Raw genomic sequence first — 19,648 nt, 5'->3', positions numbered from 1 at the left:
ACGCGTCGTCATATGCCCTGGCATGGCTGCGCTTGTTCGAGGGAATAAGCCTTCCAGGTCGACGTCTCAGCAGTATCCGACAGGGACGTCGTATCTCAGCGGACGGCATGGGTCGTCCGCCCGGGAGGCCCTTTGCACCAGGACGACCGTGTGAGCAGCACGGGCGACGTGGAGGGCCGGCGCTCGGCCCGCGCATCGCGGCCCGTGACCGGTCCGGCTCACACCCGCCGGATCGCACCCGGCATCCCTCCCGTCGCTCCCCGACCTCATCCGAGGGGGTACGTCCTTCCGTGGTGACCAGCACAAAGCGCCGCATGCCCGACAGGCGCACCTATGTTCTCGACACCAGCGTCCTGCTGGCCGACCCGAACGCCCTGACCCGCTTCGACGAGCACGAAGTCGTGCTGCCCGTCGTCGTGGTGACGGAGCTGGAGGCCAAGCGGCACCATCCGGAGCTCGGCTACTTCGCCCGGCAGGCGCTGCGCCTGCTGGACGACTTCCGCATCCGGCACGGGCGCCTGGACGCCCCGATTCCGATCGGGGACCTGGGCGGTTCGCTGCGCGTCGAGCTCAACCACTCCGATCCCGGCGTGCTCCCGGCCGGCTACCGGTTGGGGGACAACGACTCGCGGATTCTCGCCGTGGCGCGCAACCTGCAGGCGGAGGGGTACGACGTCACCGTCGTCTCCAAGGACCTGCCGCTCAGGATCAAGGCCTCGTCGGTGGGGCTGCTCGCCGAGGAGTACCGCGCCGAACTCGCCATCACGGACTCCGGCTGGACCGGGATGTCCGAACTGACCCTTTCGGCCGAACAGGTGGACCTCCTCTTCGAGGAGGAGACCCTGTACGTGCCCGAGGCGGCCGACCTGCCCGTGCACACGGGCCTCACCATCCAGTCGGAGCGCGGCAAGGCCCTCGGCCGGGTGACGGCCGAGGGAAACGTCCGGCTGGTGCGCGGGGACCGCGAGGCCTTCGGCATCAAGGGCCGCAGCGCCGAGCAGCGGATCGCGCTCGATCTGCTCCTCGACCCGGACGTCGGCATCGTCTCGATGGGCGGCCGGGCCGGCACCGGCAAGTCGGCGCTCGCGCTCTGCGCGGGCCTGGAGGCGGTCCTGGAACGCCGCCAGCACCAGAAGGTGATGGTCTTCCGGCCGCTGTACGCGGTGGGCGGGCAGGAGCTCGGCTATCTGCCCGGCACCGAGGCCGAGAAGATGGGCCCCTGGGCGCAGGCGGTCTTCGACACCCTGGGTTCGGTGGCCGGAAAAGAGGTCATCGAGGAGATCACGGCGCGCGGGATGCTCGAGGTGCTGCCGCTCACCCACATCCGCGGACGCTCGCTGCACGACGCGTTCGTGATCGTGGACGAGGCGCAATCCCTGGAGCGGAACGTCCTGTTGACCGTGTTGTCCCGGATCGGGGCGAACTCCCGTGTCGTCCTGACCCATGACGTGGCCCAGCGCGACAACCTCCGCGTCGGGCGGTACGACGGAGTGGTCGCCGTCGTCGAGAAGCTGAAGGGCCATCCGCTCTTCGCGCACGTCACGCTGACGCGGTCGGAGCGTTCGCAGATCGCGGCCCTGGTGACCGAAATGCTGGAGGACGGCAGCCTCTGAGTCAGATCACGGCAATTGCACCGTAGTTGGCGCCGCCCGGCAAAGCGAAGGAGCCTAGCCGGGCGGCGTCGCGGTGTGCGCCTCTTTCCGAAAAACTCCTGGGGCAAACGGGGTGTGAGCTTTCCCACGCAACGGAGAATTGCCTCGCGGTGTCCGGCTGGGGCAGAGTCTGGGTCCTGTCAGGCCCCGCATGCGACACACGTGTACCCCCAGCGGTACGAAACCTCAGAACTTCATAGTGGCCGTCGCATGCCGCCCGAAGCACCACGCGGCGCTCCCCGCACGGGAGTTGTCCACCGGGTCCGTGCCTCCCGTGACCGATCGCAAGCGGAGGCCAGTGCCAGGGGCACGATTGCGTCCGCGAGGTCACCTATGCGGGCGATGCTGGAAGGAAAACCGTGTGAGCCGGATTTCGGTCCGGGGATTCGCCGTGGCATCCGCCACCGCGGTCACCACCGTCGGCGCTGTCGTGGGTGTCGCCTCGGGCAACACCCAGCCCTCGAGCTCGAACGACATCGAGGCAGCGGCAAGCGACGCGACGCTCCTCGCAGACATCCCCGCGGGTCAGCAGGCCCAGGTCCAGACCGCGTCCCTGACGCAGCAGGCCGACGCGCAGGCCATGGCCGCCGACACCACCGCGAAGAAGACCGCCGCGGAGGAGGCCCGCAAGCAGGCCGCCGCCTCGGCGATCGAGAAGCAGAAGGCCGCGGAGAAGGAAGAGGCGGCCAAGAAGGCCGCGCTCAAGAAGGAGCGTGAGGAGAAGGCCGAGACCAAGGCCAGCCGCTCCTCCGCCCGCGACGCCTCCAGCTTCAAGCCGCAGGGCTCCTACACGGTCGCTCAGGTCCAGGCGATGGCACGGCAGATGGTCCCCGGGGACCAGTTCCAGTGCTTCAGCAACATCGTCAACCACGAGTCCACGTGGAACTACAAGGCCACCAACGCCGGTTCGGGCGCCTACGGCCTCGTCCAGGCGCTGCCCGGTTCCAAGATGGCCTCGGCGGGCGCCGACTGGCAGACCAACCCGGCCACGCAGATCAAGTGGGGCCTCGGGTACATGAACGACCGCTACGGCAGCCCGTGCGGAGCCTGGAACTTCTGGCAGGCGAACAGCTGGTACTAGGCCGCGTCGGGCCGTACCCGCACGCAACCTTCAGAGGCCCCTCACCGTCCTTCGGTGGGGGGCTTCGCCGTGTACGGTCGGTCCGGACGGCTCCAGGGGGGAGTGGTGAGGAAAGACGGGGGTAGAGGACGGATCATGTCGCGAGTGCCAGGGTGGCTCGGCCGGCTCGGCGCCGGACTGAGCAGTATGGGTGAGCGGTTGGACGAGAAGCGCCGCGACCGGGACGCCGACTCGGACACCGACGAGTCGAGCGACCCCTCCCACAGAGACCACAGGGGTCACGGGGACCACGGGGATCACGCGGAGTACGGCGACCACGAGCACGTGCCGGCGCCGCCCGCGTACGCGCCGGCCATAGCGGCCCGCCCCGACCCCGTCGCCTCCATCCCGTGGGGCATGCGGGTCGCGGCCGAGGCCGGCTGGCGCCTCCTCGTCCTCGCGGGCACCCTCTGGGTCCTGATGAAGGTCATCAGCGCGGTCCAGCTGGTCGTGCTCGCCTTCGTGGCCGCGCTCCTGATCACCGCGCTGCTGCAGCCCACCGTGGCCCGGCTGCGGCGGCTCGGTCTGCCGCGCGGCCTCGCGACGGCGGTCACCGCGATCCTCGGCTTCGTCATCATGGGCCTGGTCGGCTGGTTCGTGGTCTGGCAGGTCATGGAGAACGCCGACGAACTGTCCCGGCAGGTCCAGGACGGCATCGAGGATCTGCGCAAGTGGCTCCTCAACAGCCCGTTCCACGTGACCGAGGACCAGATCAACGACATCGCCAAGAGCCTGCGCGACGCGGTCGGCTCCAACACCGAGGAGCTCACCTCCGCGGGTCTGGAAGGCGTCACGGTCATCGTCGAGATGCTGACCGGCATCCTGCTCGCGATGTTCTCGACGCTCTTCCTGCTGTACGACGGCAAGCGCATCTGGCAGTGGTTCCTGAAGCTGATGCCCGCCCAGGCGCGGCCCGGCATCGCGGGCGCGGGCCCGCGGGCCTGGCGCACGCTCACCGCCTATGTGCGCGGCACGGTGATAGTGGCCCTGATCGACGCCATCTTCATCGGCCTCGGCATCTACTTCCTCGGCGTGCCGATGGCGGTGCCGCTCGCCGTCATCATCTTCCTGGCCGCGTTCGTGCCGCTGGTCGGCGCCGTGGTCTCCGGCGCCCTCGCGGTGGTCGTCGCGCTGGTCACGCAGGGCGTGTTCACGGCCGTGATGGCGCTGGCGGTGGTCCTCGCGGTGCAGCAGATCGAGGGGCACATCCTGCAGCCGTTCATCCTCGGCCGCGCGGTGCGGGTGCATCCGCTGGCGGTGATCCTGTCCGTCGCCGCGGGCGGCATGGTCGCCGGTGTCGGCGGCGCGGTCGTGGCGGTGCCGCTGGTCGCGGTCACCAACACGGTCGTCGGCTATCTGCGGTCGTACGCGCGTGAGGCGGCCCTCAAGCAGGCGCCGCAGCCGCGGGGCGCGACGGCGCTGGACTCCTCGACCGCGCACTCCTCCGCCACGAAGACCCCGGACCCGGCCGCTTCCCCGGACCCGGCCGTCTCCCCGGCCATACCGCAGGAGGCCGCCCCCGCCCCCGCTCCCGAGCCGCCCGGCGACCCCCGGGAGTGATCCGTACATACGTGTGTGGGGCCCGGAACCAACAGGTTCCGGGCCCCACACACGTATGAGCGACGAGCGCTACGCGAGGTGCGCCTCGGAGTCCAGCGTGACGCCCACGGCCTGGATGACCGCGGCGACCTTGAAGGCCTCCTGGATCGTCTCGCGGTCGACGCCGGCCTTGCGCAGGACCTGCTCGTGCGAGTCCAGGCACTGGCCGCAGCCGTTGATCGCGGAGACCGCGAGGGACCACAGCTCGAAGTCGACCTTCTCGACGCCCGGGTTGCCGATGACGTTCATCCGCAGACCGGCGCGCATCGTCCCGTACTCCGGGTCGGAGAGCAGGTGGCGCGTGCGGTAGAAGACGTTGTTCATCGCCATGACGGCGGCGGCCGACTTGGCGGCGGTGTACGCCTCGGGGGAGAGGTTCGCCTTCGCCTCGGGCTCCAGCTCGCGCAGCACCTTCGGGGAGCGGGACGCGATGGCGCAGGCCAGCACGGTGCCCCACAGCTGCTGCTGCGGCAGGTCGCTGTTGCCGATGACCGAGCCCAGGTTCAGGCGGAGGTCCTTGGCGTAGTCCGGAACGGCGGACTTCAGTTCGTCGAGTGCCATGTCAGAGGCTCCTGTTCACTCGCCGGAGAGCAGCGCGACCGGGTCGAGGGTCTCGTCGCCCTTGCTCCAGTTGCACGGGCACAGCTCGTCGGTCTGCAGGGCGTCGAGGACCCGCAGAACCTCCTTGGGGTTACGGCCCACGGAACCGGCGGTCACCATCGTGAACTGGATCTCGTTGTTCTGGTCGACGATGAAGACGGCGCGCTGCGCGAAGCCGTCCTCGCCCTCGATGCCGAGGTCACGCATGAGCTCGTGCTTCGAGTCGGCCAGCATCGGGAAGGGCAGGTCCGTCAGGTCCGGGTGGTCCTTGCGCCAGGCGTGGTGCACGAACTCGGAGTCACCGGAGAAGCCGAGGATCTGGGCGTCACGGTCGGCGAACTCGTCGTTCAGCTTGCCGAAGGCCGCGATCTCGGTCGGGCACACGAAGGTGAAGTCCTTGGGCCACGCGAAGACGATCTTCCACTTGCCCTCGTAGGTCTTGTGGTTGATCTGCTCGAACTCCTGGCCCTGCTCCAGCGAGACACAGGCGGTCAGGTCGAACTCGGGGAACTTGTCACCGACAGTGAGCACACGTACTCCTTGCGACGAAGAAAATCCCTTTTGGGGAGTTTCCTGTGGGGTTGGACTGATGTCGATGGTGGCACAGGGTGCATTGATTAGGGAAATAGCTAGAGTGGGTCGTGTTGATCGGAGGTAGTTATCAGTGCGAGCCATAAATAGGGGCAAGCAGACCAACGGCAAGCAGCCGAGCCTGGCGCAGCTGCGGGCCTTCGCCGCGGTGGCCGAGCATCTGCACTTCCGGGACGCCGCGTCCTCGATCGGGATGAGCCAGCCGGCCCTCTCCGGGGCCGTCGCCGCGCTGGAGGAGGCACTGGGTGTCAGGCTCCTGGAGCGGACGACCCGCAAGGTGCTGCTCTCGCCCGCCGGGGAGCGGCTCGCCCTGCGCGTCAGGGCGGTCCTCGACGAGGTCGAGGCGCTCATGGAGGAGGCCGACGCGGTCAAGGCGCCGTTCACCGGCGCGCTGCGGCTCGGCGTGATCCCGACCGTCGCGCCGTATCTGCTGCCGACGCTGATCACCCTGGTCCACGAGAAGTACCCGGACCTCGACCTCCAGGTGCACGAGGAGCAGACCGCCACCCTCCTGGAGGGCCTCACCGCCGGACGCCTCGACCTGCTGCTGCTCGCCGTGCCGCTCGGTGTGCCCGGGGTGAGTGAACTGCCGCTCTTCGACGAGGACTTCGTGCTCGTCACCCCGCTCGACCACTGGCTCGGCGGCCGCGAGGGCATCCCCCGCGAGGCGCTCAAGGAGCTCAACCTGCTGCTCCTGGACGAGGGGCACTGCCTGCGCGACCAGGCACTCGACATCTGCCGGGAGGCGGGCCGGGCCGACGCGCCCGTCACGACGACGGCCGCGGGGCTCTCCACGCTTGTCCAGCTGGTCGCGGGCGGGCTCGGCGTGACGCTCCTTCCGCGCACCGCCGTACGCGTGGAGACGACGCGCAGCAACCAGCTCTTGACCGGGTACTTCGCCGACCCCGCCCCGACTCGGCGGATCGCGCTCGCGATGCGCACGGGGGCCGCGCGGGCCGCCGAGTACGAGGAGCTGGCCGCCGCCTTGAAGGAGGCGGTGCGGCCGCTGCCGGTGCGGGTGGTGTGATTCCGCACCGGCAGCGGCCGGCGGCAACGCGCTGTCGTACGGCGGCGGTTACTCCGTACGCAGCCCGTCCGGCCGCATCATCCGGCGCAGCGGCGGCAGGCTCAGCAGCGTCACGGCCGCGACCATCGCCGCGCCCGCGCCCGTCAGCGGCACGAACGACCACCAGTCGGTGACCTGCTTGTCGATCATGCGGGTCATGACCACGCCGAGGCCGAGGCCGCCGCCGATCGCGAGGGCAAGCCCCAGGGCGACCGGGATCGCCGTCTGCCAGAGCAGCGACCACGCCATCGACGAGCGGCGCGTGCCGAACGCCGTGAGGGCCGCCAACAGCCGCTTGCGCTCGCGCAGTTGCTCGATCATCGACACCAGCATGGACGCCGCGATCAGCGCCATCGTGACGCTCGCGCCGATCTGCAGACCGCGCGCGATGGACGCGTACTGCTTGTCGCGGTCGACCGCCTTCATCGAGTCCACGCCGAGGAAGGGGCTGATGCGGGCCGCGGCGTTGCGCACGTACTCCTCGGCGTCCGGCTCCTTAGGGTCGAGCTTGACCCACGAGCTCGTCGAGGCGTCCGCCAGCCTGCCGATGTCGACCGCGCCGGGCGTGGCGAAGATGCCGTCCAGCTTCGTGCCGGACGGGTTGGGCCTGGCCCGCACGGTGGGCGAGTTCTTCGGCAGCGTCCACAGGACCTGCTTCGCCCCCTTGGTGAAGTCGGGGTCGGCACCGACGTTGACCGGCTTGCCGGGGCGCGCGGTCGTGTCCACCCAGTCGTTCTGCTCCCGGCTGCCCGTGTGCGAGACGAAGGTGTCGCCGTCCTTGCAGGAGCCGAGGTCCGCCAGTTCGCGCAGGGTCGCGCAGGTGCCGACGGTCAGCTCCGTGGTGGGCCTGATGTCCCTGACCTTCTTGTCGCCGGGCCGGGTGACGTAGGCCTGCACGGTCCCGATGACCTTGGTGACGCCCTTGGTCCCGGCGAAGTCGTCGATCATCCGCTGGGCGAGGGCGCCGTTGCCGGTCATGCTGCGGACCGTGAGCTGGGCGCGGGTGGTGTCCTGCCCGGTGATCTGGTTGAAGTCGTCGTGCATGGACGCGAACATCATCTGCAGCGCCACCGCGCCGGCCACCGCCACGGTGATCCCGCTGACCGCGCGGGACGCCGTTCCGGACGTCAACTGCAGCCTGCGCACGGCGAGCTGCCACGGTACGGGGCCGCCGCGCAGCCGCCCCACGGCGGCCTCGACGAGCCAGGGCAGCAGCGCGCTGAGCCCGATCAGGGCGAGCGCCGAGCCCACGGCGATCGCGGGCACGTCGACGGCGGAGTTCGACGCCTCCCGGTCGATGCGGCCGGAGAGGAGCAGGATGCCGATGCCCACGACCGGCAGCGCCACCCGCCACCCCAGGCGGCGCCCGCGCTGCCTGCCGCCCCGGACCACGCCGAGCGGTTCGATGGCGACGGAGCGCAGCGAGATCAGCGTCACCAGGACCGCGGAGACCGGCACGGCCACCGCGATCAGCGCGGCCAGGGCGGGCTCGGGCGTCATGTCGGACGGGTAGGCGCTGACGTTGGTCAGGTCGACGACACCGACGAGTCGGCGCAGCAGCAGGAAGAGCACCGCGCCGAAGGCAAGCCCGACCAGCGCGCCGAACAGCGCCTCGCCCGCCGCGATCCTGCGCACCGACCGGGTGCTCGCGCCGACGAGGCGGAGCGCGGCGAGCCGCCGGTCGCGCCGGTCGCCGCCGAAGCGCACCGCGGTGCCGATGAAGATGGCCACCGGGGTGAGCAGGACGACGCAGATCAGGACGACGAGCGCCATCAGGAACGGGTCGAGCGGCAGGGAGTCGTCCTGGCCGAAGCGGGCCACGCGATGGGCGCCGTGGTCCGGGGCGAGGGTGCCGGCGCCCAGGTAGTAGTGGAGTTCGAGCGGTGACATCAGCCCCGCCTCGCCGACGGTGCCGACCTGGCGGTAGGCGCTGAAGCGCTCCTTGAGCAGCTGGTTCGCCGGATCGTCGAGCAGGTCGCGCAACGCGGGCGAGACGACCATCTCGCCGGGCCCGGGGATCTTGTCGAGCCCCGGCGGCAGCACGGGGTGGGCGCCGTCGGCCTTCAGGAACATGCCGGTGGCGGTGCGGCCGCGGAACACGGTGCCGGTGTCGCGCACCAGGACCGTCGTGTCGCCCGCCTTCGGCGGCTTGTCGTCCATCGACGCGTGCGGCGTGCGGGCGAACGCCCGGTCGTCGCGGTTCTGCAGCAGGTTCGGCACCGAGGCGGCGCCGAGCAGCAGGGCGACGCCGAGGCCGACGCCGACGGCGGTCAGGATCGTACGGATCCAGCCCTCGCGGCCGCCGCCCGCCGCGAACCGCATGCCCATGCCCAGGTCGCGCAGCCAGCCGGTGGAGCCGGAACCGGTCGGTGCGGGGGAGGCCGGCGCGGCGGCGGGGGTCTTCGGGCGTATCCGGGTGTCGCTCATGCGGTCCGCTCCATGTCGCGGGACCTGCCGTCGCGCACGACGATCTCGCGGTCGGAGTAGGCGGCGACCCGGGTCTCGTGGGTGACCAGGACGACGGCCGCGTTGGCCGTGCGGGCGGCGTCGGTCAGGAGCTCCATGACGCGCTCGCCGTTGAGCGAGTCCAGGGCGCCGGTCGGTTCGTCGGCGAAGACCACGCGCGGGGAGGTGGCGAGCGCGCGGGCCACGGCGACGCGCTGGCCCTGGCCGCCGGAGACCTCGCCGGGCCGCTTGGCGGCGACGTCGTCGACCTCCAGGCGCTCCATCCAGGAGCGCGCGGTCGCCTCGGCCGGCTTGCGCTTCACGCCGTTCAGCCGCAGCGGGAGCGCGACGTTCTCCACACAGGTGAGCTCGGGCACCAGCTGTCCGAACTGGAAGACGAAGCCGAACTCGCTGCGGCGCAGGGCGCTCAGCTCGGCGTCGGACATGCCGGTCAGGGAGCGGCCGCCGTACGAGATGGAGCCCTCGTCGGGCCGGACGATCCCGGCGAGGCAGTGCAGCAGGGTCGACTTTCCGGAGCCGGAAGGACCCATGACCGCGACGACCTCGCCCGGGTGGATGGAGAATTCCGCGCCGTCCAGCGCGGTGGTCGGGCCGTACGCCTTGCGGAGTCCGTGGGCCACGAGAAGGGAACCTGCGGGGGTCATGCGGAGCGCACCTCCTGGGCGAGCCTGCCGAGGCGCGCGGCGGCCAGCTCCAGCCAGCGCAGATCGGCTTCGAGATGGAACAGCGCGTGGTCGCAGACGAGTTGGTCGGCGAGGTCGCCCTTGCGTTTGCGGTCGGTGAGGATGCGCATCAGGCGCAGGTGCTCGGCGCGCTGCACGTCGAGGAGTTCGGCGGCGTCCCGGCCGGTGAGCAGGGCGAGGACGACCTTGGTGTAGAGGGTCGACTGGAGGTAGGGCTCCGGCTTCTCCGGGGTGGCCAGCCACCGCTGGACGTCCGTGACGCCGGCGTCGGTGATCGCGTACCGCTTGCGCTCGGGACCGCCGCCCGCCTCTATGCCGTCGACCTCGACGAGGCCGTTCTTCAGCAGCCGGGACATGGTCGAGTAGACCTGCCCGTAGTGCAGGGGCTTGTCGTGCCCGAACTTCTCGTCGAAGGCGCGCTTGAGGTCGTAGCCGTGCCGGGGGCCGGACTCCAGGAGACCCAGAAGGGTGTGACCAATGGACATGCCGAGCACTCTACACGCTGTGTATACCCACGGTGTATACGCGCGGTGCAGCGCTCAATTGTGCGAACTCCGGGCAACCATCCCGGCCGCAGAATCGTCGGTTCCATGGGGGCAGGTGCTCATTGTCACGTCCGCAAAAGACGGGATGGGCAGGAGTTTGTCCCACGCTGCGGTGTTAGCTTCATGAGCTGACTCGACGTACGCATGAGAACTAGACGGAAGCGGAGCACTCTCAGTCATGGGCCGAGCCGAAGAACGACAAGCGCGGCAGCGCGGTGCCCGCCGGGCAGCGCGTGGGCGCCCGTCAGGCCGGAGCAAGCCCAAGCGCACCGGCATACGCCGCTTCTTCACCTGGAAGAAGATCCTCGGCACGTTCTTCGGGTTCTGCCTTCTCGGCATGCTCGGCTTCGTGGTCCTGTACCTCGTGGTGGACATCCCCAAGGGCAACGCCGCGGCACGGATGCAGAGCAACGTCTACAAGTACAGCAACGGCGACGTCATCGCCCGCACCGGAGACGTGAACCGCGAGATCGTCGACCTGGACAAGGTCCCCGAGGACGTCCAGAAGACCTTCGTCGCCGCCGAGAACAAGTCCTTCTACAAGGACGAGGGCGTCGACTTCAAGGGCACGGCCCGCGGTCTGATCAACACGGTGACCGGCAAGGGCAAGCAGGGTGGTTCGACGATCACCCAGCAGTACGTGAAGAACTACTACCTCAGCCAGGACCAGACCGTCACCCGCAAGCTGAAGGAACTGGTCGTCTCGCTGAAGGTCGACCGCGAGAAGAGCAAGGACGACATCCTCGCGGGCTACATCAACACCAGCTACTACGGCCGCGGCGCCTACGGCATCCAGGCCGCCGCCCAGGCCTACTACGGCGTCGACGCCGAGAAGCTGAGCGTGTCGCAGGGCGCCTACCTGGCCGCGCTGCTGCAGGCCCCCAGCCAGTACGACTGGACGTCCGCGACGCAGACCGGCAGGAAGCTGGTCAAGGCGCGCTGGAACTACGTCCTCGACAACATGGTCGAGGAGGACTGGCTGGACTCGGGGACGCGGGAGGGGCTGACGTTCCCCAAGCCGGAGACCCCCAAGGCGCCGCCCGGCCGCGAGGGCCAGATCGGCTACCTCGTGGAGGAGGCCAAGCGCGAGGTCCTGCGCAACAGCGACCTCAGCGAGGCCGAGTTCGAGGCGGGCGGTTACACCGTCACGCTGAACATCGACCCCAAGAAGCAGAAGCAGCTCGAGAAGGCCGTCGACAAGAAGCTCAACGACCGGCTCGACCGCAAGAAGAACAAGGCCGACGCGCGGGTCCAGGCGGGCGCCGCGTCCGTCGACCCGAAGACCGGCAAGGTCCTCGCCATGTACGGCGGCGAGGACTACGTGAAGCACTACACGAACAACGCCACCCGGCGGGACTACCAGTCGGCCTCCACCTTCAAGCCGCTGATCCTCGCCGCCGCCCTGGAGGACGGCGCCACGACGCAGGACGGCAAGCCGATCACGGCGGGCACGATCTACGACGGCACCAGCAAGCGCCCGGTCCGGGGCAGCGAGGTGGGCTTCGCACCGCCGAACGAGGACGGCGTCAGCTACGGACCCGTCACCGTCCAGAAGGCGATGAACAAGTCCATCAACTCCGTCTTCGCGCAGATGGGCGTCGACGTGGGGATGCCGAAGGTCATGGAGATGGCGGGCAAGCTCGGCATGAACGTCGAGGGCCTGCCCGCGGTGCCCGCCCAGACCCTGGGCTCCATGGGCGCGAGCCCGCTGGAGATGGCGGGCGTGTACGCCACGCTCGACAACCACGGCAAGAAGGTCACCCCGGCGCTGGTCGGTTCCGTGGAGCACAAGGACCGCACCGTCGACCTGCCCGACCCGGTCGGCGATGAGGTCATCAAGCGCGGCACCGCCGACTCGCTGACCTCGGTGCTCACCGGCGTCGTCGACGACGGTACGGGTCGTGCGGTGCGCAACCCCTCGCAGGACGTGGCCGGCAAGACCGGTACCTCCGACGACAACAAGTCGGCCTGGTTCACGGGCTACACGCCGAAGCTGGTCACCTCCGTCGGCCTGTTCGGCGAGGGCGCCCCGGGCACCCCGGAGAAGAACAAGCAGGTCTCCATGAAGGGCGCCGGCGGCCGCGCCCGCGTCGACGGCGGCAGTTTCCCCGCCGACATCTGGGCGGCGTACACCTTCGACGCCATGGGCTCGCCGAGCGAGTTCGACCTCGACACGGACATGGGCGCGGCCGTCGCGCCGCCCCCGGACCCGACGTCGAAGGCCCCGAAGGAGCCGTCGGGCACCCCGTCGACGCCGGACAAGGAACCGACCAAGACGCCGACGAAGACCCCGACCAAGACGCCGACCAAGTCGCCCACCAAGTCGCCGACCAAGTCACCGACGGTCCCGCCGCCGACGACCGAGCCGGATCCGACCACCTCGCCGGATCTCCCGCCGGATCCGGACGACGACCTGTTCCACAGGGACTGATCCCGCGACACGACCGCACGCGAAAGCGCCCCGGACCAACAAGGTCCGGGGCGCCTTCGTACGTACCGTGGCGGGCCGCTCAGTTCCGGTTCAGCTCGAACCAGACCACCTTGCCCGTGCTCAGCCGCGTCGCTCCCCAGCGCCGCGCCATCTTGTTGACCAGGTACAGGCCGCGGCCGCCCTCGTCCGTGGCGCGAGCGTTGCGCAGACGGGGGAGCTGCGGGACGTCGTCGCCGACCTCGCAGCGCAGTACATCGGTGCGCAGCAGCCGCAGGGTGATCGGCCGCGACGCGTACCGCACGGCGTTGGTCACGACCTCGCTGACGAGGAGCTCCACCGAGTCGCTCAGCTCCTCCAGGCCCCAGCGGACCAGCGCGCTGCGGGCCAGGCGGCGGGCGCGGGAGGGCGTCGCGTTCTCCGGCTCCAGGAACCAGTACGCGACGTCGCTCGGCGCGATCCCGTCGAAGCGGGCGGCGAGCAGCGCGATGTCGTCGTCCCGGTCGCCCGGACCGAGCATGTCGAGCACCTCGTCGCAGAGCGCCTCCAGGGGCGGCGGGTGGTCGGGGCCGGTCAACTGGGCGGTGGCGGCGAGCCGTTCGCGCAGCTGCTCTATCCCCGTCCACACGTCGCGCAGCCGGGACTCGACGAGCCCGTCCGTGTACAGGAGCAGCGTCGCGCCCGCGGGGGCGTCCAGCTCCACCGCCTCGAAGTCGACGCCGCCGACGCCGATGGGGGCGCCCGGCGGAACCCTGAGCACCTCCGCGCGGCCGCCCAGGTGCAGCAGGACGGGCGGCGGGTGGCCGGCGTTGGCGATGGTGATGCGGTGCGAGACCGGGTCGTAGACCGCGTACAGGCAGGTCGCCATGCGGTCGGAGCCGAGCCGCTGGGCCTGCTCGTCGAGGTGGTGCAGGACCTCCTGGGGCGGCAGGTCGAGCCCGGCGAGGGTCTGCGCGGTCGTCCGGAGCTGGCCCATGATCGCGGCGGAGGTCATGGAGTGGCCCATGACGTCGCCCACGACCAGGGCGACGCGGCTGCCGGGCAGCGGGATCGCGTCGTACCAGTCGCCGCCCACCCGGGCCGTCTCGGCGGCCGGCAGATAGCGCGAGGCGAGCCGCACGCCGGTCGGGCGGGGCAGGGTCTCGGGCAGCATCGTGCGCTGCAGCTCGTCGGCGATGTACGCCTCGCGGCCGTACAGGACGGCCTTGTCGATGCCGAGCGCGCTGTGCGTGGCCAGCTGGGCGGCGACCAACAGGTCGTCCGCCTCGAAGGCGGGCCGGTCGGGCCGGCGCAGGAACACGGCCGCGCCGATCACCCGGCGCCGGCCCCGCAGCGGCGCGAGGATCGCCCGCTGGCCGCCGGGCAGGGTGCGCCCCTCGCCGAGCAGTTCGGGCAGCGCGGCGCGCGCCGCCGCCGAGTCCGCGAAGACCGGACGCACCCCGCGCAGCACCTCGGCGAGCGCCCCGCCGGGCCGCACCTCGCACAGCTCGGCGCTGCCCATCACATCGGCGATGTCGGGCTGCACCACCTGCAGCGCGGGCGGGGCGGCGCCGTCGGTGTCCGGCTCGTCGCCGCCCTCCTCCAGGGAGCGCAGCCGGTCGGAGCGGCGCAGCCGGAGGACCAGCGGGCCGGTCGGCCGCTCGTCGCCGACGGGCAGCGGGTCGCGCAGATAGACCAGGATCGCGTCGGAGAACGTCGGCACGGTCGCCCGGCACAGCCCCATCACGATCTCGTCGAGGTCGATGCCGCGGGCGATGCGCCGGGTCGCGGCGCCCACGAAGCGCAGCCGGTCGCCGTCGCGCCGCATCGCCACCGGAGCCGAACCCGGCGGCCTGGGCAGCCCGGAGCGCCGCTCCTCGCCGTCCGGCGGTCCCGCGGACCCGTCCGGTGCGGGGCCGGGCTGTGCCGGCACGCCGCTGTCGGGCGCGGGGCGCGGCCGGTGCGGGTCGGGCTCGGCGGCCGAGGGCTGGGAGTGCTCGCCGGACGGCACGGGCGCCTCCGAACGCGTGTCGCCGGCCGGGGTCCGGGCGGCGGATGCCTGTGCGGTGGGTGTCTGCGGTGCGGGCGTCTGCGGTGCGGGCGTCTGGGGTGCGGACGTCTGCGGTGGGGGTGGCTGCGCGGCGGCGGATGCCCGCGCGGCCGTCGGCGCCGTCGACCCGGCGCCCGCGCCGGTGCCCTCCCGCGGTTCGGGGGAACGCAGCAGCGCCCCGCGGGGATCCGCGGGGGCGGTCGGCCGGGCAGCTGGTGCCTTGCGACCCTCGTGGGGGGTGAGGTGCTCCGTCACGCGTTTTGAATCCGTCCGTCCGGGGCTGCGCGCCGTGCGCGCCGTCCAGCGTTGCACGTTGCTCAGCCGCGTCGGCAGTGCGGAAAGACCTGGTGCTCGGGGTCGGGGCCTCCCCTGCTCTCGTCCACCAGGTAACCGGATACCCGGATTGGCTGTCCCAGGAACGGAATTGCCGCGTCATCCGGATCGGCACCGGCCATGGACCGCCGGAACCCGGCTGCCGGGACGTTCTTTCCGGCCAGGTCCAGCATGCCCGCCGCGATGTCCGTGCCGAGCACCGTACGGCCGGATCCGGTCAGCCGGCGGGCGGCCCGCCCCTGGTACGGGAAGGCGTGTTCGTCGTGCTGCCCGATGGCGTCACAGGCCTCGGCCCGGCCTCTGCGGTCCTCGCTCACGTTCTGCCGCCCCTCGATGACTTCCTGTCAGGCACCGCGCGGACGCACGGAGTTGCTGCTGTGCGCCCTTGCGGAGGACGATCCTACGTTTGAACCACGGGGGCGCATCAAGGGTCTCATGAGGACACATGCGCGGGCGTACGGTCCCAGTCATCCGGAAGGGACGGTACGACCCAGGACGGATCGGGACGCCAGTGCTGCCAGCCGTCCGAAAACGGCGCCCCCCACGCCGCGATCACGTCAAGTGCGGCCTGCCCGGCGGCGCGTACGTCGGCGGCCTTGTCGGCGCCCATCAGACCCACCCGGAGGGCCTGCTCGAACTCGTCCTCGTCGTGCCAGCGCCAGCTGCGGTCCGGGCGCACGGAGATGTCCAGAAAGTGGTCCTCGGAGTCGACGCCGCCGGACCACCGGGCGCGCGGCTCCTCCAGGTTCACGTACCAGTTCTTGAACCGCCAGCCCGGGTCCCAGAAGAGCCAGACCGACCAGGGGTCGCGGGGCCGCGCGAGCTTGAGGACGCCGGTGCCGGACCAGCGGCCGGTGCGGACCGCGCGCGGCTTGGTGTAGCGGGTGGCGAGCGGCTCGCGGTGCAGCGGCGTCCCGTCGGCGATCACCGGCTTCACGCACTCGGTGCCGGGCGCCATCCAGACGGCGAGCAGCTCGTCGGTGTCCCGCACGACGGTGACGGGGCGACAGATGTGCACGCGGGGCCCGGAGTTCTCCCGGTACCGCCACAGGATGTGGTCCCCGGGCGCCCACCGCTCCGCCCCGCCACCGGCCGCCGTCTTCCCGTCGAGGTCTGTCATGGACAGATACTAGACGCCCCCCACACCCCAGACACGAAGTCCCATCCACACACACCACAGTCGCCCCCCGCTGTGGGCAGGCGCCCCGCGGACACGGCCCCCCCGCTGTGGGCAGGCGTGCCGCAGGGCGGCACGGGTGGGCACAGCCCCCGGTGCCGGGCGCAGTGACGTCCGACCTGAGCCGAAGGCTCGGCGCCCCCACCGGCAGGCGCCGGGCCACCACCCCCGTGGTCCAGGGGAAGACCCCAGTCAGGCCCGCGTCATACGCAACACATCCAACGCCTCATCCAACTGCTCCAGCGTGAGGTCCCCCCGCTCCACGTACCCGGACTCCAGGACCACCTCACGAATGGTCTTCCGCTCGGCGAGGGACTTCTTCGCCACCTTCGCCGCCTCCTCGTACCCGATGTACTTGTTGAGCGGCGTCACGACCGACGGCGACGACTCGGCGTACTCCCGGGCCCGCTCGCGGTTCGCGGTGATCCCGTCGACCGTCCGGTCGGCGAGCAGCCGGGAGACGTTGGCGAGCAGCCGGATCGACTCCAGGACGTTCTTGGCGATGACCGGCAGCATGACGTTGAGCTCGAAGTTGCCGGCGGCGCCCGCCGCAGCGACCGTCGCGTCGTTCCCGGTGACCTGCGCGGCGACCATCAGAGCGGCCTCGGGGATCACCGGGTTGACCTTGCCGGGCATGATCGACGAGCCGGGCTGGAGGTCCGGCAGGTTGATCTCGGCGAGCCCCGTGCGCGGGCCCGACGCCATCCACCGCAGATCGTTGGCGATCTTCGTCAGGCCGACGCCGATGGTCCGCAGCTGGCCGCTGGTCTCGACGATGCCGTCCCGCGCGCCCTGCGCCTCGAAGTGGTCACGCGCCTCGGTGAGCGGAAGGCCGGTGGCCCGCGCGACCTCGGCGATGACGGCGGCGGCGAAGCCGGGCGGGGTGTTGATGCCGGTGCCCACCGCGGTGCCGCCCAGCGGCAGTTCGGCGAGCCGGGGCAGCGAGGCGCGCAGCCGCTCGACTCCGTACCGCACCTGCGCCGCGTACCCGCCGAACTCCTGGCCGAGCGTCACGGGCGTCGCGTCCATCAGGTGTGTACGACCGGACTTCACGACGTCCGCGAACTCCTCGGCCTTGCGCTCGAGCGCGGCGGCGAGGTGCTCCAGGGCGGGGATCAGGTCGCCGGTGACGGCGGCCGTCGCCGCGATGTGGATGGAGGAGGGGAAGACGTCGTTGGACGACTGCGAGGCGTTGACGTGGTCGTTGGGGTGGACGTCGCGGCCGAGGCGTTCCGTGGCGAGGGTGGCGATGACCTCGTTGGTGTTCATGTTGGACGAGGTGCCGGAGCCGGTCTGGAAGACGTCGACCGGGAAGTGGTCGTCCCAGCGGCCGTCGACGACCTCGGCGGCCGCGGCGGCGATGGCCTCGGCGACGTCCTTGTCGACCACGCCGAGCTCGGCGTTGACCTGGGCGGCGGCCGCCTTGATCCGGGCCAGGGCGGCGATGTGGGCGCGTTCGAGGACCTGCCCGGAGACGGGGAAGTTCTCCACCGCGCGCTGGGTCTGGGCCCGCCACTTGGCGTGCGCGGGGACCTTCACCTCGCCCATGGAGTCGTGCTCGATCCGGTACGCGCCGGTGCGGTCGTCGCTGGCGTCACTGGTCATGCCCTGAACCTACCTCTCCGTTCAAACCCCGTAAAAAGTTGAGCACTTGTCTTGTTCCAGGTATTCCCAAGCCTGCTACCCACCAGTAAAAACCCTGGGTAACACCACACCGGGGAGGCGCAATGAAGCGCATCAGGCGCAGTGGACGAGGCAGCGGCCGGAGCCGGCTGCGATGTTCGTTCGCGGCGGCGGCCGCGTTGACCGTCGTGCTCGGTACGGCCGCGGCCGTACCCGCCCAGGCGGCGGACGGAAGCGGGGGGAAGGCGCCCGCCGCGGCGCCGCTCCCGCCCGAGCTGGAGAAGATCCGGGCGCAGGAGGCGACGAAGCTGTACGGCAGCCCGGCCGAGCGCCCGATGGCCGAGCGCAAGACGGGCCTGATCTCGCTCGGCGACAGCGAGATCTCCGGCGAGGGCGTCGGGACGTACGAACCCGGCACGGACGGCCCCGACAACTGGTGCCACCGCTCGCCGGACGCCGCGATCCACCGCACCGGCATCCCGGCCGACGTGACGTACAACGTCGCCTGCTCCGGGGCGCAGACCGTGAACATCAGGATCGGTGGACAGCAGCAGTACGCCGACGAGCTGGTGCAGAGCGACAACCTGGCGATCAAGGCGCGCAACACGAAGATCAAGACGATCCTGCTCGTCATCGGCGCCAACGACGACCTCCAGTTCGCCCCGGTCATGACGGACTGCGTCACCCGCTTCCTGCTCAGCCAGGGCGCCTGCGCGGGCAAGTACAACGACGGATGGCAGGCGCGCGTGGACGCCCTCGTGCCCAAGGTCGAGCAGTCCATCCGCGACCTGAAGACCGTCATGAAGGACGCCGGTTACCAGGACGGCGACTACAAGCTCGTCGCCATGGGCTACCCCAGCCCGATCGGCCCGGACTTCCGCGACAACCCCCATTTCCCCGGCAAGCTGGTCTGCGGCGGCCTCGGCTACGACTCCGACACCGAGTGGGGCCGCAACGTCGCGGTGCCCGCCTTCGAGACCGGCATGCGCAAGGCGGCCAGGAACGCGGGCGCGGTCTACCTCGACAACTCCCGGCTCTTCCACGGCCACGAGGTCTGCACGGAGAACACCTGGGCGCGTGGCCTCTACGTCGACCTGTCCAACCCGTTCCCGCCGGACTCCAACTCGGTGCGCCAGTCCTTCCACCCCAACGCCCGCGGCCACGCCGCCTTCGCGTCCTGCCTCACGCAGATCTACAACTCCGCCCAGCGCGAGGGCAGTTGCGCCGACCCGGCGAGCACGGGCAGCCCGCGGCTGTACGAGGGCGCCTGGGACGACGCGTACCAGCCGCTGAAGAACGAGGCCACCGGCACCTGCCTGGACGTCGACGCCTCCAAGAGCCGCAACGGCACCAAGGTCCAGGGCTGGGACTGCACCGGCAACCGCAACCAGACCTGGTGGTACGACGGCGCGTCCGGCGGGCAGCGCTCGCTGCACACCGGACTGACCCAGGACCGCTGCCTCGACGTGCCCGACGGCGCCTACAAGGAGGGCGCCGCCGTCACCCTGTGGGACTGCCACGGTGGTACGAACCAGAAGTTCGTACGGGCGTCCGGGACGGTACGGCCCGCTGCCGCGGAGGGGCTCTGTCTGACCCTTGCGGGGCCGAGGGAGCCGGTGCGGCTGCAGAAGTGTTCGGGGGCGGCGAACCAACGGTTCGCCTGAGGGCAGGCGTCTTCCGCGGGAACTGCGCGACGTGACGCTGCTGGCGCGTCGTGGCTGGTCGCGCAGTTCCCC

Annotated in this window: 15 protein-coding genes; 6 read left to right on the top strand and 9 right to left on the bottom strand. The window is 71.0% G+C overall.

The window, feature by feature from the left end:
* Positions 1 to 290 precede the first annotated feature (290 nt).
* The 3 genes from ACZ6CV_RS06840 to ACZ6CV_RS06830 all read left to right on the top strand — a co-directional run bounded on the left by ACZ6CV_RS06840 (position 291) and on the right by ACZ6CV_RS06830 (position 4,332).
* On the top strand, positions 291 to 1,613 hold the full coding sequence (locus tag ACZ6CV_RS06840; protein ID WP_362364131.1) for a PhoH family protein: 1,323 nt from the start codon (positions 291 to 293) through the stop codon (positions 1,611 to 1,613).
* A 400-nt stretch (positions 1,614 to 2,013) separates the two neighbouring features.
* Positions 2,014 to 2,733: an aggregation-promoting factor C-terminal-like domain-containing protein gene (locus ACZ6CV_RS06835; RefSeq protein WP_469249900.1), complete on the top strand. Its 720-nt coding sequence runs from the start codon at positions 2,014 to 2,016 to the stop codon at positions 2,731 to 2,733.
* A gap of 135 nt (positions 2,734 to 2,868) precedes the next feature.
* On the top strand, positions 2,869 to 4,332 hold the full coding sequence (locus tag ACZ6CV_RS06830; RefSeq protein WP_469249899.1) for an AI-2E family transporter: 1,464 nt from the start codon (positions 2,869 to 2,871) through the stop codon (positions 4,330 to 4,332).
* A 69-nt stretch (positions 4,333 to 4,401) separates the two neighbouring features.
* On the opposite strand, the gene ACZ6CV_RS06825 is transcribed toward ACZ6CV_RS06830, so the two are convergent.
* Entirely contained in the window at positions 4,402 to 4,932 is a 531-nt protein-coding gene (locus ACZ6CV_RS06825) for an alkyl hydroperoxide reductase (protein WP_355803319.1), read from the bottom strand.
* Positions 4,933 to 4,947: 15 nt separating this feature from the next.
* Positions 4,948 to 5,502 (bottom strand): peroxiredoxin, encoded by a 555-nt coding sequence (locus ACZ6CV_RS06820; RefSeq protein WP_355803317.1) that lies wholly within the window; start codon positions 5,500 to 5,502, stop codon positions 4,948 to 4,950.
* Positions 5,503 to 5,635: 133 nt separating this feature from the next.
* Here ACZ6CV_RS06820 and ACZ6CV_RS06815 point away from each other — a divergent pair, with 133 nt between their 5' ends.
* On the top strand, positions 5,636 to 6,589 hold the full coding sequence (locus ACZ6CV_RS06815) for a LysR substrate-binding domain-containing protein (protein WP_362364146.1): 954 nt from the start codon (positions 5,636 to 5,638) through the stop codon (positions 6,587 to 6,589).
* A 48-nt stretch (positions 6,590 to 6,637) separates the two neighbouring features.
* Here the strand turns inward: ACZ6CV_RS06815 and ACZ6CV_RS06810 are convergent, their stop codons facing one another.
* The 3 genes from ACZ6CV_RS06810 to ACZ6CV_RS06800 are packed head-to-tail and all read right to left on the bottom strand — an operon-like array spanning position 6,638 to position 10,262.
* On the bottom strand, positions 6,638 to 9,055 hold the full coding sequence (locus tag ACZ6CV_RS06810; protein WP_469249898.1) for an FtsX-like permease family protein: 2,418 nt from the start codon (positions 9,053 to 9,055) through the stop codon (positions 6,638 to 6,640).
* Positions 9,052 to 9,738, bottom strand: a complete 687-nt coding sequence (locus ACZ6CV_RS06805) for an ABC transporter ATP-binding protein (protein WP_469249897.1) — start codon at positions 9,736 to 9,738, stop codon at positions 9,052 to 9,054. Before ACZ6CV_RS06805 ends, ACZ6CV_RS06810 begins: the two co-directional genes overlap by 4 nt.
* On the bottom strand, positions 9,735 to 10,262 hold the full coding sequence (locus ACZ6CV_RS06800; RefSeq protein WP_359331342.1) for a PadR family transcriptional regulator: 528 nt from the start codon (positions 10,260 to 10,262) through the stop codon (positions 9,735 to 9,737). Before ACZ6CV_RS06800 ends, ACZ6CV_RS06805 begins: the two co-directional genes overlap by 4 nt.
* Before the next feature lie 238 nt (positions 10,263 to 10,500).
* On the opposite strand from ACZ6CV_RS06800, the gene ACZ6CV_RS06795 reads away from it, so the two are divergent.
* Complete coding sequence (locus ACZ6CV_RS06795; protein WP_469249896.1) at positions 10,501 to 12,753, top strand: transglycosylase domain-containing protein; 2,253 nt, start codon at positions 10,501 to 10,503, stop codon at positions 12,751 to 12,753.
* Between the two features lie 79 nt (positions 12,754 to 12,832).
* Here ACZ6CV_RS06795 and ACZ6CV_RS06790 read toward each other — a convergent pair whose 3' ends face one another.
* The 4 genes from ACZ6CV_RS06790 to ACZ6CV_RS06775 all read right to left on the bottom strand — a co-directional run bounded on the left by ACZ6CV_RS06790 (position 12,833) and on the right by ACZ6CV_RS06775 (position 17,894).
* Positions 12,833 to 15,034, bottom strand: coding sequence for a SpoIIE family protein phosphatase (locus ACZ6CV_RS06790; RefSeq protein WP_469249895.1), 2,202 nt, complete (start codon positions 15,032 to 15,034; stop codon positions 12,833 to 12,835).
* Positions 15,035 to 15,096: 62 nt separating this feature from the next.
* Positions 15,097 to 15,429, bottom strand: coding sequence for a hypothetical protein (locus ACZ6CV_RS06785; RefSeq protein WP_469249894.1), 333 nt, complete (start codon positions 15,427 to 15,429; stop codon positions 15,097 to 15,099).
* Between the two features lie 116 nt (positions 15,430 to 15,545).
* Positions 15,546 to 16,232 carry a cytidylyl-2-hydroxypropylphosphonate hydrolase gene (gene fomD / locus ACZ6CV_RS06780; protein ID WP_469249893.1) on the bottom strand — a complete coding sequence of 229 codons (687 nt, stop codon included), beginning with the start codon at positions 16,230 to 16,232 and terminating at the stop codon, positions 15,546 to 15,548.
* Between the two features lie 249 nt (positions 16,233 to 16,481).
* Positions 16,482 to 17,894, bottom strand: coding sequence for a class II fumarate hydratase (locus tag ACZ6CV_RS06775; protein ID WP_469249892.1), 1,413 nt, complete (start codon positions 17,892 to 17,894; stop codon positions 16,482 to 16,484).
* A 122-nt stretch (positions 17,895 to 18,016) separates the two neighbouring features.
* Here ACZ6CV_RS06775 and ACZ6CV_RS06770 point away from each other — a divergent pair, with 122 nt between their 5' ends.
* Entirely contained in the window at positions 18,017 to 19,576 is a 1,560-nt protein-coding gene (locus tag ACZ6CV_RS06770; RefSeq protein ID WP_469249891.1) for a ricin-type beta-trefoil lectin domain protein, read from the top strand.
* The last annotated feature ends 72 nt before the right edge of the window (positions 19,577 to 19,648 follow it).

The sequence above is a fragment of the Streptomyces sp. NPDC041713 genome, from assembly GCF_055591085.1.
Note: the sequence above shows the minus strand (reverse complement) of the source record. Positions and strands in the feature narration are given on the sequence as shown.